Here is a 15992-nt window from a genome sequence, read left to right on the forward strand (position 1 = left end):
GGAATGCTACATACGATTGGTCTTAAACTTAAATGATTTTACTCACTTTTCAGCCACTTTTCAGCCACTTTTCATAGTGCTGAATTGAAAAATTAAATTCCAGTTCATTCAGCCAAAAACTAGAATTTACTGTTGCAAAGTTACTACCAGAATTTACTGTTGCAAATACTCCGGCATGATATACTAATGGCTTAGCAACAGAGTCCGGATGGCGTAAAATCCAAGGAGAAATTACCATGGCGAAAAACGCACATCTGACTCTTGATGAAAGAGCCCATATTGAAGTATCCCTCAGAGAAGGAGACTCATTTGCTGAGATTGGAAGAGAGCTTAATAAAGATCCATCTACCATCTCAAAAGAAGTTAAAAACCATATTCAAACAGTGCGTATAGGAAGTTTTAATCCCTGTGCCAATCGCACCGACTGTTTATATATGGGAAAGGCATGTAAACCGTGTAAACACCCATATCATAGTTCCTGTAAGAAGTGTACATATCGAAACTGTTATGAACATTGCCCTGATTTCATTGAACTCACTTGTCAGAAATTGAATAAACCACCTTATGTTTGTAACGGCTGTGATATTCGCATGCGCTGTAAGCTGGAGCGTCATCTTTATGATGCTAAGAATGCACAAAAAGAATACGAGTCCATTCGTTCTGAGAGTCGCCAGGGAATAGCAATTACCCCGGCGGAACTAAAACGTATCGATGGAATCATCTCGCCATTGGTTAAGCAAGGACAATCGATACACATGATCTGTGTCAATAATTCCGACAATATCATGTTGGATGAAAAGACTATCTATAATTACATTGATGCTGGTCTTTTATCCGTTGACAACATCGATCTTCCCAGGAAAGTGCGATACCGTACCCGCTCACGCAAGAAACCTATAAAAGTAGATAAGCAATGTCATGTAGGTCGAACCTATGAAGCGCTCGAGTCTTACATTGCTGTAAATCCTGATATCCCTATCGTAGAAATGGATTCTGTTGAAGGTCGCAAAGGCGGAAAGGTACTTCTTACAATCTACTTTAGAAACTGCAGTCTTATGCTAGCATTTATCAGAGATACGAATACGGCCAGAACAGTGTCAGAAATATTTGATTGGATGTATGAACTTTTAGGTCATGATGCGTTTACTGATCTATTCCAGTCCACCCTCACAGACAGGGGAAGCGAATTTACAAATCCTCTGTCGCTAGAGTTTAACAAGAATAACGAGCGTAGAACCCGTATCTTCTATTGTGATCCTCAACGTTCTGATCAAAAAGGTGGGTGTGAGGTAACGCATGAAATGATACGACGTGTATTACCAAAAGGAACATCTTTTGATGCACTGAGTCAGGATGACATTTCCCTGATGATGAGTCATATCAATTCATATAACAGAAAAAAGCTGAACAACCAGTCCGCACACCAGATGTTCAGCTTCCTATATAGCGAGGAAATACTTCATAAGCTTAATATCAAGCTCATTCCCGCTAATGAGATTAATCTAACACCTCTGTTGCTAAAAAAGTAAAATAGTAAACGCCATTCGGAATCGATATCAAACCGTGTGGGGGTGGAATTTAATCTTGCGAAAAAGGAAGCTAAATTCGACCTCCGGTTAGCGTGCACTCTTTTTTCAGTGGTATTAACCTCAAAAAAAGCATAACAGCTTTTGGACTATAAAACAATCTGTTTGGTATAGTAAATTCCAGTTATAGAACTATTTGCAATACTTACTTCCAGTATTTTAGTAACAACTTAGTTTACAAGAATTTAGTCTTGCAAGGAAAATGCTGAACCGGAAGTTAATTTTACAAACTGGAATCTCGGATTCCAATTCAGCCACTTTTCATAGTATAGCCGTAATCAAAATGAAAGTAAAGTTATTTTTGATATATTTTGTATTTTTTAATTTATTATTGTAACTATTTACACAAATGGGAATTATTGTAAATGCAGAGCGAAAAGCTCTGGTTCTTATATGTTTAGCCTCCTGAAGTTGCTAGTAGAAAATCAGGACCTAAAAAGAGGGTACAAACATATATATGTCTGTACCCTCTTCTACTTTATTATTTACTTTTGGTGCTACCTAGTGAGCCGGAAGAACCGTCCCCCTGGTTGATTAGTCGTTTCTTGCCATTCTAAGATATGAATCATATCTTTCTTTAGCGTCTTTCTCAGCTTTAACAAACAATCTCTTTGCTTGATCTGGGAAAGTTTTCTGTAAGGATGTATAACGCACTTCTCCAAGTAAGAAATCTTGGAAGTCTGTTGAAGGCTCTTTTGAATCCAATGTGAATGGGTTCTTTCCTTCTTTTACAAGCTCAGGGTTATATCTCCATAAGTGCCAGTAACCTGCATCCACTGCTTCTTGCTCTCTAAGTTGTGTTTTACCCATGCCGTTTTTGATACCATGAGCGATACAAGGTGAGTATGCAATGATGAGTGATGGTCCATCATAAGCTTCCGCTTCTGTTAAGGCCTTCATGAATTGGTTCTTATTGGATCCCATAGCTACTTGTGCAACATATACGTAACCGTAAGTTGCTGCAATCATACCTAGGTCTTTTTTCTTAACTTCTTTACCACTTGCTGCGAATTTTGCAACCGCTGCAGTTGGTGTTGATTTGGACGCTTGTCCACCTGTGTTTGAGTAAACTTCTGTATCAAATACAAGTACGTTTACATTTTCACCGGCTGCAAGTACATGGTCAAGTCCACCGTAACCGATGTCATAAGCCCATCCGTCACCACCAACGATCCACATGGATTTTTTCGCTAAGTAGTCTTTTTTGGATACTACATCTGCAACGATTTTCTTAGTTGCAGCATCTTCGGAAGTGATGGTTGCAAGTGCTTCTTTAACTGCTTTTGCAGTCTCTTTTGACGCTTTTGCATCTTCTTTAGCTTCAATCCATGCTTGGAATGCTGCTTTAGCTTCTGCAGGTACATCTGATCCGATTAATGTGTTTAAGTTCATTTCTAATGAGTTTCTGATTTGCTTGATACCCATGGTCATACCATAACCATACTCAGCATTGTCCTCAAATAAGGAGTTCGCCCATGCAGGTCCGTTGCCTTCTGCATTTTGAGTAAATACGGTTGCAGGTGCTGAACCACCCCAGATTGAAGAACATCCGGTAGCATTAGCAATCATCATTCTATCACCATAAAGTTGTGTGATTACTTTTAGGTATGGTGTTTCACCACATCCTGCACAAGCGCCTGAGAATTCAAACAATGGTTGTGCAAATTGGCTACCTTTTAATGTATTAACATCCATAAGGTCTGACTTGTAAGTCACTTCATTATGTGCGTAATCCCAGTTCGCTACTTCTGCCATTTGACCTTCTAGAGGCTTCATGATTAATGATTTCTCTTTGGATGGACAGATGTCGGCACAGTTACCGCAACCTGTACAGTCAAGTGGGCTAACTTGGATCTTGTACTCAAGACCTTCGAATTGTTTTCCAACAGCTTTCTTAGTTGTAAAACCTTCAGGTGCATTTGCTACTTCGTTCTCATCTAATAAGAATGGACGAATAACAGCATGAGGACATACGAAGGAACATTGATTACATTGGATACAGTTGTCTACTTGCCACTCTGGCACGTTCACTGCGATTCCACGTTTTTCATATGCTGAGATACCCATTGGGAAGGTACCGTCTTCTCTGCCTTCAAAAGCACTAACTGGCAATGAATCACCGTTTTGAGCGTTCATAACAAAGGCTACGTTTTTGATGAAGTCCGGAACAACTGTTTCTTCTTCAGCTACGTCTGTTGCAGTTGCCCATGCAGCTGGTACATCAATCTTAACAAGAGCATTAATACCTTGGTCGATTGCAGCATTGTTCATGCTAACGATCTTCTCACCTTTTGAACCATATGATTTGACAACGGCTTCTTTAAGGTATTCAACAGCTTTTTCGATTGGAAGTACATCTGCCAATTTGAAGAAAGCGGCTTGCATGATCATGTTGATTCTGTTACCTAGACCGATTTCTTCTGCAAGATCAGTTGCGTTTACTGTATAGAATTCAGCATTTTTGTTTGCGATATCTCTTTTTAAAGATGCTGGTAAATGTGTATCTAACTCTTCTGTTGTCCAATGTGTGTTAAGTACGAATCTGCCACCTTTTTTAAGGCCTTTTAATAGATCGTATTTGTCCACATAGGATTGGTTATGACAAGCGATATAATCCGCTTCATTGATTAAGTAAGTTGAACGAATCTTCTCTTTACCGAATCTTAAGTGAGAAACTGTAATACCACCTGATTTTTTGGAGTCATAAGAGAAGTAACCTTGAGCATACATATCCGTTTTGTCACCAATGATCTTGATGGCTGACTTGTTAGCACCAACTGTACCGTCTGAACCAAGTCCCCAGAACTTACAACGAATTGCAGATTCGTTTTCTGTAACAATATCTTCACCGATTGGTAAGGATAATCCAGTTACATCATCAACGATACCGATGGTGAATCCGTTTTTGGGTTGATCTAATTCAAGGTTGTCATATACTGCTTTTAATACAGTAGGTGTTACGTCTTTTGATCCAAGTCCATAACGACCACCAACGATAACAGGTCTGTTCTCAGCGTCGTAGAATAATGTTCTGATTTCTTCATACAATGCTTCACCTAGTGATCCAGGCTCTTTAGATCTGTCAAGTACGGCAATCTTCTTAACGCTTGTAGGGAATACGTCAAAGAAGTATTTTGCTGAGAATGGTCTGTATAAATGAATCTTTAACACACCAACTTTTTTGCCACCAGCGTTTAAATAATCAACGAGTTCTTCAAGTGCTTCTGTTACAGATCCCATTGCAATAACAATGTTCTCTGCGTCCGGTGCACCATAATAATTGAAAGGCTTGTATTCTCTACCAACAATCTTAGAAATCTCAGCCATGTAATCGTTCACTACGTCTGGAACCGCTGTGTAGAAACTATTAGAAGCTTCTTTTGCTTGGAAGAATATGTCTGGATTCTGTGCTGTACCTCTTGTAACCGGGTGCTCAGGATTAAGAGCTCTATTTCTGAAAGCATCAACTGCGTCCATGTCAACTAAGTCACTGAATACGCTGTAATCGATTGTTTCTATTTTTTGTACTTCGTGAGATGTTCTAAAACCGTCAAAGAAATGTACAAATGGTACTCTTGACTTAATCGCTGCCAAGTGAGCGATACCGCCTAAGTCCATAACTTCTTGAACAGATCCTGATGCTAACATCGCAAAACCTGTTTGTCTAGCTGCCATAATATCTGAATGGTCTCCATAGATTGAAAGTGCGTGAGCAGCTATAGCACGAGCACTTACATGGAATACAGCCGGTAAAAGTTCACCTGCCATTTTGTACATATTCGGAATCATAAGCAATAAACCTTGTGACGCTGTATAGGTCGTTGTTAAAGCACCTGCTTGAAGTGAACCGTGTACGGCACCGGATGCGCCACCTTCTGATTGTAACTCTGTTACAGAAACGCTTTGACCAAAAATGTTTTTCTTTCCACTTGCTGCCCATTCGTCAGTATATTCTGCCATGTTTGACGATGGGGTAATTGGATAGATCGCTGCTACATCTGTAAATGCATATGCAACATATGCTGCAGCCATGTTTCCATCCATTGACTTAAATACTTTGTTAGCCATGTTTTGATTACCTCCATATATTTTTTAAAGATTGACGGTTGGTTAAAGTGACACTTTAACCTTGTTAGCCTTACCATAATGTTTACACCAGCCATTAAAAACCACAAAACAAGACAAATTAATATTATTTGTTGAAGCAAATAACAATAATTTTTATGCCAGAAGTTCTTAATGATAAGTATAAACAATATGGTTTACGCTATTTTATATTATATCATACATAAAAACACCATACACTAATGAATTAGTCATGTATTTTATTAGTACAATTAATACGCTTTTATGCTGCTAATGGTACTGTGAGTTAGTTATATTTGTAACATACATTGTATACAATGTACTTTGACATTATAACACATTCTTAATTAAAAAAACATCCTTAATCTTGCACAATCGAATAATTTTAATGTTTTTATTTTATACAAAATAACTCTATAAATAAGACTTAAAACAGACTTAGTTGATTGGATTCTTGCATACCATCTAAGATACCATTGTCTTTCATAATCTCAATGACGGTCTTACTGATCTTGGTTCGAACCCTTAGGTCTTCTATGGATATAAAGGGACCTTTCTCCCGCTCTAGGACGATGTTTTCTGCTGCCTTCTCTCCTAGACCTTGTAGGGCACTGAGGGCCGGCATAATCTTCCCATCAATGATCTGAAACTTCTTAGCATCCACTGTGTATAGATCTAATGGTAGAAACTCTATGCCTCTGGCATACATTTCCTGAACGATTTTCATGTCCTTAATCGTATCTTTTTCTTTTTTGGTGAACTTCTGTATACCACCTTCATCCGGGTCCAGCTCTCGGCTTTTCGCCCGTGATTCTTTGGCTTTTAGAAGTTGCATATGTTGTTCTAGATGATGCTTACCATGGCACATGGTACCATAATCAAAATCTGTCGCTCTGATGCTAAAATACGTCGCATAATAAGCTTCCTTATGATAGACCTTGTAATAAGCAATACGGTAAGCCATCATAACATAAGCCACGGCATGCGCCTTCGGAAACATGTAGCGGATTTGTTTACAGGACCAGATGTACCATTCAGGTACATTTGCCTCTTTCATAGCGGTTTCCATTTCAGGTACCAAGCCTTTTCCCTTTCTAACACTTTCCATAATTTTGAAGGAGAGGCCCTTATCAACACCCATATGAATAAGATAGGTCATGATGTCGTCACGTGTGGATATGATTTCTTTGATGTTGGCTTTTTTGTCTCTGATTAATTCTTGGGCATTGTTAAGCCATACATTCTCACCATGGGAAAGACCGGATATTCTGCACAAATCCGAAAAGCTTTTTGGCTTCGTATCTTGTAGCATCTGGATCACGAATTCTGTTCCAAACTCAGGTACCCCAAGACACCCTAGATTGGTTCCGCCGATCTGGTCCGCTGTTATGCCTAGAGCGTCCAATCCTAAAAATAGGGACATGACTTTTGGTTCATCAAGGGGTATCGTCGTTGCATCAATCCCTGTCAAATCCTCCATCATACGAATCATGGTTGGATCATCATGTCCAAGTATATCCAGCTTCAATAAATTATGGTCAATGGAATGATAATCAAAGTGGGTCGTGATGATGGAAGTGCTTTGATCGTTGGCCGGGTGCTGAACCGGCGTGAATTTATATATGGACTGATCTTTTGGCACAACAATAATACCACCCGGATGTTGTCCTGTGGTTCTTCTAACACCTGTACAACCTTGTACCAGTCGATTGATTTCTGCGGTTCTGGCACTTTGATGATGCTCATCAAAGTATTTCTTCACAAAACCAAAAGCAGTTTTTTCAGCCAGTGTTCCTATGGTGCCTGCCCTAAATACATGACCGACACCGAAAAGTTCCTCTGTATATTGATGGGCTATGGCTTGATATTCACCGGAAAAATTCAAGTCAATATCCGGTTCTTTATCACCATAGAAACCTAAAAAAGTCTCAAAAGGTATATCGTGACCTTCTTTGATGAGCAGAGTGTCACAATTGGGACAATGGGCATCCGGCAAGTCACAACCAGAGTTTCCGGAATGCGCCTTGATGACATCAGACTCAAAATCGGTATAATGGCAATTTGGGCATATATAATGAGCCGGTAGTGGATTAACCTCTGTAATGCCAGCCATGGTGGCTGCAAAAGAGGATCCTACCGAACCTCTTGAACCAACGAGGTAGCCGTCTTCCATTGATTTCCATACCAGTTTTTGGGCGATGATATACATCACCGCAAACCCATTGGTAATGATGGAGTTGAGCTCTCTGTCTAGTCTTTCTTTAACTTGGGGTGGTAATTCTTTTCCATAAATGGACATGGCCTTTTCGTGACATATGTTGGTCAACGTCTCATCAGAACCTTCTATAACCGGCGGGTACTTGTCCGGTGGTACTGGATCTATCTTTTCAATACTTTCCATGATTTTATTGGTATTGGTTACTACCACTTCATAGGCTTTGTCACGACCTAGATAGGCAAACTCTTCTAGCATCTCTTCTGTTGTTCTAAAATAAAGAGGCGCTTGCTGATTTGCATCTCCAAAGCCTTTACCCGCCATTAGAATACGCCTGTAGACCTCATCTTCAGGATCGATAAAATGGACATCACAGGTTGCGACCACCATTTTCTGATGTTCTTCTCCAAGGTTGACAATCTTTTTATTAATCTCTCTTAGGGCATCCCAATCATCGACGGCTTCGTTTCGGATTAGAAATTCATTATTGGCTAAGGGTTGAATCTCAAAATAATCGTAAAAATCACATAGTCGATCTATTTCTTCTTTGGGCTTATCTTCTAGTACCGCTTTGTAAAGTTCTCCGGCTTCGCAGGCCGTACCGATTATTAGTCCTTCTCTTAATTCGTTAAAAACACTTTTGGGTATCTTAGGTTGTCTGAAAAAATAATCCAGATGGGATTTTGATATCAATTCATAAAGGTTCCTTAAACCCACAAGGTTCTTAACCAGTATGATGGCATGGGCCGCTCGAAGTCTTTTTACATCTCTGCTAGATTGATTGGCATAGGTTAAGATGCCTTCAATGGTATGGATGTTGATCTGATTCATATGTTCAAACATCTTAAGCAGTATATGAGCGGTTGCCTCTGCATCGTCCACAGCACGGTGGGCGTTAATAAGGGGTACATTATAGTGTTTTGCTATGGTTTGAAGCTTATGGTTGTGCAAATCCGGTAAAAATATCCGGGCCAGCTCTAAAGTATCAAGGGTCGTGTTTTTTACTTCAATGCCTAGTTCTTTAGCAAAACACTCGATGAAACCTAAGTCAAAATCGGCGTTATGCGCCACCAAAATACTGTCTCCACAAAATGCCAGAAAGTTCTTCAGTTCCTCCTGGATGGTTGGGGCATCTTTGACCATGGTTATATCGATGCCGGTGAGTTGTTGTACTTTTATGGGTATGCTCCGCTGTGGATTGATAAAGGTGCCATAACGTTCTACAATCTTGCCTTCTTTGATCTTAACGGCACCAATCTCAGTAATCTTGTCCTTGCCGGCATAAAAGCCCGTTGTCTCAATATCAAAGACCACATATTCACTGTTTAGATTCTGCCCTCTCGGGTGTCTTATGATGTCTTTTAGATCGTCCACCAAATAAGCTTCAACACCATAAAGAATCTTAAAGTCATCGGATGCATCAATGGCATGAAAAGCTTCGGGAAACGCTTGAACTACGCCATGGTCCGTAATGGCCATAGCTTTGTGGCCCCATTCTTTGGCTCTTTTTATAAGGGCTTTGGCACTGGTCATCCCGTCCATATCACTCATCTGCGTATGCACATGTAACTCGACCCTTTTCGTTTCTGAATTGTCCATCTTCTTAAGCCTGAAGTCTTCAATTTTTTCCATGGTGCTAATCATAATACCCAGTTCGTTAGAAAATGTATCAAAGGCGACACGGCCTTCTAGTCGTACAAACATATTCTTAGACAGCATTGCGGCAATGCGATTGTCAAATTCTTCTTTTTTCAAAAAGGCCTTACAGGTGATGGAATCCGTAAAGTCCGTAATGTCCATAATCAGCAAGACTTTACCTGTTTTTGTGATTCGGATCTCCTGACTTAAGACATAACCTTCTATAATAATGCTATCATAGTCACCGTTTAAGTCTTTGATCTTGGTGATGATGCCACTGATGCCTTTACGCCCGATGACTAGGTTCTCGGGTAGGGGCTTGCCTTTTCCTTTTGGCATTTCAGGTGCTTTGACTTCTTTTACAGCTGATTGAGATGCGTTGTTACCGGATATCATCATGTCTTTGATGAGTTTCTTCTCTTCTCTTTTTCGGTTCTCTACAAACTCTTCAAAAACGCTATGGTGTTTTTCTTTTTTTATAAAAGCAACTTTGAGATCTACATCGAATTTCATCTTAAAGGTCAATTGAATGAATTCATCGATGGTATATTGTTTCATATAATCATAATCAAATTCTTCCAAAGCGTAGGTCAGTTGTTCGGCTTCCCACTGTGGTTCTAATAGACCTAACTTGGCTGCTACAAATGGGCTTTCCTCTTTAATAAGGTACATGAGACTGGGTTGATAATAAGTATACAGCTCTTTTATGTCTAAGCCATGGTTGCCTGCGTAACGTTCCTCAATACGCACAAATAGGCCCTCTTCATCTAAGAATTCCATGATTTTATCTCTTAATAACTGGATAATCTGAGGATGAATGACCTGCTTTAGCAACATCTGTATATAGAGTTTGTTCTGTTCTTTATTGAAATATACATTCTCTACAATGGCATCATCAAAAACCCGGTTCAACTGACCGGTTAATGGGATACCTCGAAATACTTCATCTAATTTTTTACTCACGGATTTATCACCTTATTCGTGGTCATTATTTCTGTCATCAAGGCTTCTACCAATTCTTCTTCTTTTACTTTTTTGATGATGACACCTTTTTTAAAGATTATGCCAACACCTTTGCCCCCGGCTAGACCGATATCTGCTTCTCTGGCTTCACCCGGTCCATTAACGATACAGCCCATCACTGCGACTTTAATATTGAGGTCCAAATCTGCACATCTTTTCTCCACTTCATTGGCAATAGCAATTAGATCAATGTCTGTTCGACCACACGTCGGACAGGATATAATCTCGATGCCCTGATTCTCATATCCAAGTGCCTTAAGTATTTGTTTTCCTACTTTGATTTCTTCTATGGGCTTATCTGTTAAGGACACGCGTATGGTATCGCCAAAGCCTTCTGCCAACATGGCGCCTAGTCCAACAGCCGACTTAATGGTGCCTGCCCATGCCGTCCCGGATTCTGTAATGCCAAGATGGAGGGGGTAATCAATTTCTCTTGTAATAAGTCTATAGGCTTCTATGGACTTAATCACGTCAGAGGATTTGATGGATACAACCAGTTGATCATAGCCTAAGTCTTCAATGGCTCTACACTGATTGAGGGCGCTCTCTACTAAAGCTTCCGCTGTAGGATGCCCATATTTGGCTAGAATCTCTTTCTCCAAGGAACCACTATTAACGCCCACACGTATGGGTACATTTTTTGCTTTGCAGGCATCTACTACTTTTCCTAGTCGTTCGATGGAACCAATATTACCTGGGTTGATTCTTATCTTGTCAGCACCGTTATCGATAGATGCCAATGCCAGTCTATAATCAAAATGAATGTCAGCGACCAAGGGTATATGTATCTGTTGCTTTATTGTCTTGATCGCTAGAGCAGCTTCCATGGTAGGGACAGCTACACGAATGATGTCGCATCCGGCTTGCTCCAGTTCAAGGATCTGATTAACGGTGGCTTCTATGTTTTCTGTTTTGGTATTGGTCATGGATTGAATGGCAATCTTATTGCCGCCACCAATTATAACATCACCTATTTGGATGGTTCTGGTTTGTATTCTATTCATAAGCACTCCTATATGTTATGTCTTTATGACTTCTATTTGATCTTTTCTTGTTATATTGTACATTCTTTATTGTAAAGGTAGAGAAGGTATTAATCAATGGTGAATTCGCATAAAAAATGTTAGGGTGCATTACACACCCTAACATCTGTTATCAAATACTATTTTTAAATTTAATATTATTTTAGTAGTCCATTAAGCAGCGCTAAATGTCCTTCTTCTTCTTTGATGATAATCTCTAGTGTTTCTTTGGTTTTTTCTTTTGAATAGGTGAGTAATTCTTTATAATAATCGATGGTTAAGGTTTCTGTGGTTATACCTTCTAAGATGGCTTCTCTATTGGTTTCTATGTCTTTGATTTCTCTTGAGAATCCTGCACTTTGAGCAAATGCCTCAAAAAAGCTGGTTACGGATTCATCAAACATATAGTCAAAAGCGCCTGCTTCTTTTGTCGTTTCATCTAATAGATTTTGAAAAAATGCTTTGTGACGTCGTTCATCGTCAGCCAATCTTAAGAATAATGTTCTAATCTCACCATCGGACTTTTTAGCATATTTTTCATAAAATACAATACCCATATCTTCCATGCCAACTGCAAATTTAATGACTTCTAGATTTGAAAATGATGGTTTCATCTTAATCCCTCTTTTCCATAATAATGTTTTGTTTATAAAATGTTAGTTGAAGTTGTTGTGTGTTAATACTTTATCACAAAACAGATTCCTCGTCAATAAGACGGAATCTCCATTAAATGTAATAAATGCAACAAATGCTATTTCGTATCCTAAGCCTGATTCTATTTTGCAAGTTCAAATATTGCCATGATATCCGCTTTGGTTAACGGTACAAAAGAACCCATGGTGGTTGTACCATCATTGGTGGCTTTGTTGGCCATTTCATTAAAGCGTGTTTCATCAATATTCACTTGTGATAATCTTGTAGGCATACCTATAAGACCATAAAAACTTTCCATAGCCTCAATACCTTTTATAGCTGTTTCTTCTAAGTTCATGGTATTAATTTCAATGTCAAAAACTCGGTTAGCAAATTGGGCAAATCGAGGTATATCCGACTTGTAGACATGTTTCATCCATGCCGGGAATACAATGCTAAGGCCGGCTCCATGGGCAATATCATAAATACCACTGAGTTCATGTTCTATACCATGGGATGCCCAATCGCCTTGTCGTCCTGTTCCAACCAAATCATTGTGGGCTAATGTACCGGCCCACATAATCTCTGCTCTGGCATCATAATCGTCTGGAGATTGGTTTATTATATGGGCTTGCTTGATGACACTTTTCATGATTGCTTCGGCTAATCGATCCGTTAGGTCTACTTTGATGACTCTGGTAAAATACCGCTCCATTACATGCGCCAACATGTCAGATATACCACATGCTGTTTGATAATTTGGCAATGTATAGGTCAACTCCGGATTAAGAAGGGCAAAGACGGGTCTTAGTTTCAAGCTTCCGATGTCTCTTTTCCATAATCCATCTTCATTGGTAACCACCGATCCACCACTGGATTCACTGCCCGCTGCAGGAATTGTTAAGACAACACCAATTGGTAGACATTCATCGAATGTACCTTCTCTCATGTATAATTCCCAAACATCGCCTTGGTAATAGAATCCGGCTGCTATTCCTTTTGCAGAGTCTATAACACTACCGCCACCAACGGCCAAGATGAAGTCGACTTGTTCCTCACGGCACAACTTTATACCTTCTCGGACTAAGCTTACCCTAGGGTTGGCTACAACACCACCGAGTTCAACATATTCTACACCAGCTTCTTGTAAGCTGTTAATCACACGGTCATACAGACCACTTTTTTTGATGCTACCACCACCATAATGCAGTAATACTTTCTTGGCATTGGCACTTACCAATGCACCCACTTGTTCTTCTACTTTTTTACCAAATATAATCTTTGTTCTATTCTCAAATTCAAAATTTAACATAATTTATTCTCCTTTGTTCTTCTTTATTCTACTTTAGGAAAGTTTATGCTATGTTAATGCGTTGAATCGTCGCATTAACTATCAATGAAATCTTTCCTGCCGTAACAATTTGCTTTGCAAAACGAGGCGTAGCCTCTTTGTTCATTTCTACGAAAAAGCGGCCTTGACAATGTCATTAAATAAAATGAGCACCATCAAAATCATGAGCAACACATAGCCGACAAAATGAATGAAACCTTCTTTGTTAGGATCTATGGGTTTGCCTCTTAGGGCTTCAATCGCTATGAAAACGATACGGCCGCCATCAAGCGCTGGAATAGGGAGTAAGTTCATTACACCTAAGTTCGCGCTCAAGAGTACAATATAAAAAGATACGGTGGCTATAACTGATTTTATACCATACTGAATACTCTCTTGATAACCGCTACTGATCTCACCAACGATGCCTACAGGACCTGCAATATCATTCCCTGATATGCCACCCGTCACCAATAGACCCAGTGAAAAGATGACAATCCTTATCCAGAAAATGATTTCTATAGCTGCATTTTTTAGTATTTCTATTGGATTCTTGATGTCTATTAGGGCAAAATTAACCCCAATACGATAAATACCGTCTTCGCCTACATTCGGTTCCATCACATAGCTTATTTTCTCACTACCACGCTTAACGGTCAACTCCATTTGAGTTGGTTTTTCTGAATTAAGATAGATTTTAACTTCCTTGGAGGTTAAGACTGTTCTACCGTTATAACCGACAATTCGGTCACCTGGTTGTATGCCGGACTCATATGCCGGATAACCTTCAACAACTTCAGTGATGGTAGAGGTTGTACCACCAATCAGACTGATATAAACGATTGAAAATAAAAATGCCAGTATAAAATTAAACAAGGGACCGGCAAAAATGACTTGAAATCTGGCCCAAGGCGACTTACTCGAATATGCTCTGGGGTCATTTTCTACTTCTTGATCTTCACCCAGCATTCTGCAAAAACCACCAAAAGGTATGGCTCTTATAGAATACAAGGTATCGCCTACTTTTTTCCCTACGATCTTGGGACCCATACCGATGGCAAATTCTTCTACCAATATACCTGCTTTTCTAGCAAATAAAAAATGTCCTAATTCATGTATCAATACAATTAATCCGAATATCAATACGGATATTAAAATGCTCATACTTATCACCTATTTCTGACAATATTCCTTGTCCAGCTCTCTATTTCTATTACGTCGGTTTCATCCGTACATTGTGCCACATCATGCTTTAACATGGCGTTTTCTATTATTTTGACAATATCATTATATTGTATTTCTCGTTTTAAAAACATGTCTACTGCTGATTCATTGGCAGCATTATAGACGATAGGCATTGAACCGCCTTCTTTTAAAGCATCATATGCCAACCCCAATCCCTTAAAGACCTGTAAATCCGGTTCTTCAAAGGTTAAGATCCCTATTTCACTCAATTTCAATCTCGGGTATGAATTGCTTACCCGATCCGGATATGCCAAGGCATATTGTATGGGCAACTTCATGTCCGGTAATCCCATTTGAGCGATGATGGACCCATCAATGAATTCTACCATGGAATGTACAATACTTTGAGGGTGAACAACCACTTGTATCTGTTCGCTTCTTAAATCAAACAACCATTTGGCTTCTATCACTTCAAGTCCTTTGTTCACTAGGGTAGATGAGTCTATGGTAATCTTGGCACCCATGGACCAATTGGGATGTTTGAGTGCTTGCTCTAAAGTGACTTCTTCTAAACGCTCCTTGGAATAGCCCCGAAAGGGTCCACCTGAAGCAGTTAGAATAATAGATGCAACCGTTGATGCCTGTGCACCATCTAGGCACTGAAAGATGGCTGAGTGTTCACTGTCTACAGGTAACAATTGCACCTTATGCTTCTTGACTAAGTCCATAATAATAGCACCGGCTGTGACCAGTGTCTCTTTGTTAGCCAAGGCAATATCTTTACCTGATTTGATGGCTGCAATGGTCGGTCTAAGTCCTATCATGCCTACAACAGCTGTTACAACTAGGTTGATCTCGCTAAGTGTTGCTACCGTTATCAATCCGTCCATACCCCACAAGACCTCTGTCTTATGACCTATTTTCTTCTGTAGTTGTTGGGCTTTTTTTTCATCCATGACCACAACACATTTGGGGTTAAATTCTAGAATCTGTTGTTCGAGTAAATCTATATTCTGATTGGCTGTCAATGCGACAACCTCAATGTTTTTTTGCTCTCTGATGACTTCTAGGGTCTGTTTTCCTATCGATCCTGTTGAGCCTAGTATTGTTATTTTACGCATATGTACCCTCTTTTGATGAAGTTTAGACTATTTAATCTTAGCTCAAATGTTTCTAACTAAGTTTCACTATATTCACTTTCAACCATAGATTACGTTGATGCTTTCGTAACTATGTGTTGGAAGTGAAAGCTCAACTAACTAGTTTTAAACATT

8 protein-coding genes are annotated in these 15992 nt (G+C 39.5%); 1 reads left to right on the forward strand and 7 read right to left on the reverse strand.

The genetic code is table 11. The features are described 5' to 3' along the window. The first annotated feature begins 236 nt into the window (after nt 1–236). The gene (locus PATL70BA_RS02035; protein WP_125135812.1) at nt 237–1529 is read left to right on the forward strand and encodes an IS30 family transposase; all 1293 of its coding nucleotides are present in this window, start codon (nt 237–239) and stop codon (nt 1527–1529) included. Between the two features lie 591 nt (nt 1530–2120). On the opposite strand, the gene nifJ is transcribed toward PATL70BA_RS02035, so the two are convergent. The 7 genes from nifJ to PATL70BA_RS02070 form a co-directional block, all read right to left on the reverse strand. Next, nucleotides 2121–5654 carry a pyruvate:ferredoxin (flavodoxin) oxidoreductase gene (gene nifJ, locus PATL70BA_RS02040; protein WP_125135813.1) on the reverse strand — a complete coding sequence of 1178 codons (3534 nt, stop codon included), beginning with the start codon at nt 5652–5654 and terminating at the stop codon, nt 2121–2123. A 445-nt stretch (nt 5655–6099) separates the two neighbouring features. Beyond that, complete coding sequence (locus PATL70BA_RS02045) at nt 6100–10488, reverse strand: PolC-type DNA polymerase III (RefSeq protein WP_125135814.1); 4389 nt, start codon at nt 10486–10488, stop codon at nt 6100–6102. Further along, nucleotides 10485–11552, reverse strand: a complete 1068-nt coding sequence (gene ispG / locus PATL70BA_RS02050) for a flavodoxin-dependent (E)-4-hydroxy-3-methylbut-2-enyl-diphosphate synthase (protein WP_125135815.1) — start codon at nt 11550–11552, stop codon at nt 10485–10487. The genes PATL70BA_RS02045 and ispG overlap by 4 nt, the downstream gene beginning before the upstream one ends. Before the next feature lie 176 nt (nt 11553–11728). Beyond that, entirely contained in the window at nt 11729–12184 is a 456-nt protein-coding gene (locus PATL70BA_RS02055; protein WP_125135816.1) for a ferritin family protein, read from the reverse strand. A 161-nt stretch (nt 12185–12345) separates the two neighbouring features. Further along, nucleotides 12346–13515, reverse strand: coding sequence for an iron-containing alcohol dehydrogenase (locus PATL70BA_RS02060; RefSeq protein WP_125135817.1), 1170 nt, complete (start codon nt 13513–13515; stop codon nt 12346–12348). Between the two features lie 147 nt (nt 13516–13662). Continuing rightward, a complete protein-coding gene (locus PATL70BA_RS02065) occupies nt 13663–14697 on the reverse strand; it encodes a M50 family metallopeptidase (RefSeq protein WP_125135818.1) in 1035 nt (344 codons plus the stop codon). Nucleotides 14698–14702: 5 nt separating this feature from the next. Continuing rightward, nucleotides 14703–15839: a 1-deoxy-D-xylulose-5-phosphate reductoisomerase gene (locus PATL70BA_RS02070; protein ID WP_125135819.1), complete on the reverse strand. Its 1137-nt coding sequence runs from the start codon at nt 15837–15839 to the stop codon at nt 14703–14705. Between the last annotated feature and the right edge of the window lie 153 nt (nt 15840–15992).

Source organism: Petrocella atlantisensis, assembly GCF_900538275.1.
GTDB classification, from domain to species: domain Bacteria; phylum Bacillota; class Clostridia; order Lachnospirales; family Vallitaleaceae; genus Petrocella; species Petrocella atlantisensis.

What these genes read in the sequence shown, in the direction of transcription:
- PATL70BA_RS02060 (WP_125135817.1), bottom strand. Translation starts at nt 13,515, where the DNA reads ATGTTAAATTTTGAATTTGAGAATAGAACAAAGATTATATTTGGTAAA.
- PATL70BA_RS02055 (WP_125135816.1), bottom strand. Translation starts at nt 12,184, where the DNA reads ATGAAACCATCATTTTCAAATCTAGAAGTCATTAAATTTGCAGTTGGC.
- nifJ (WP_125135813.1), bottom strand. Translation starts at nt 5,654, where the DNA reads ATGGCTAACAAAGTATTTAAGTCAATGGATGGAAACATGGCTGCAGCA.
- PATL70BA_RS02065 (WP_125135818.1), bottom strand. Translation starts at nt 14,697, where the DNA reads ATGAGCATTTTAATATCCGTATTGATATTCGGATTAATTGTATTGATA.
- PATL70BA_RS02035 (WP_125135812.1), top strand. Translation starts at nt 237, where the DNA reads ATGGCGAAAAACGCACATCTGACTCTTGATGAAAGAGCCCATATTGAA.
- ispG (WP_125135815.1), bottom strand. Translation starts at nt 11,552, where the DNA reads ATGAATAGAATACAAACCAGAACCATCCAAATAGGTGATGTTATAATT.
- PATL70BA_RS02070 (WP_125135819.1), bottom strand. Translation starts at nt 15,839, where the DNA reads ATGCGTAAAATAACAATACTAGGCTCAACAGGATCGATAGGAAAACAG.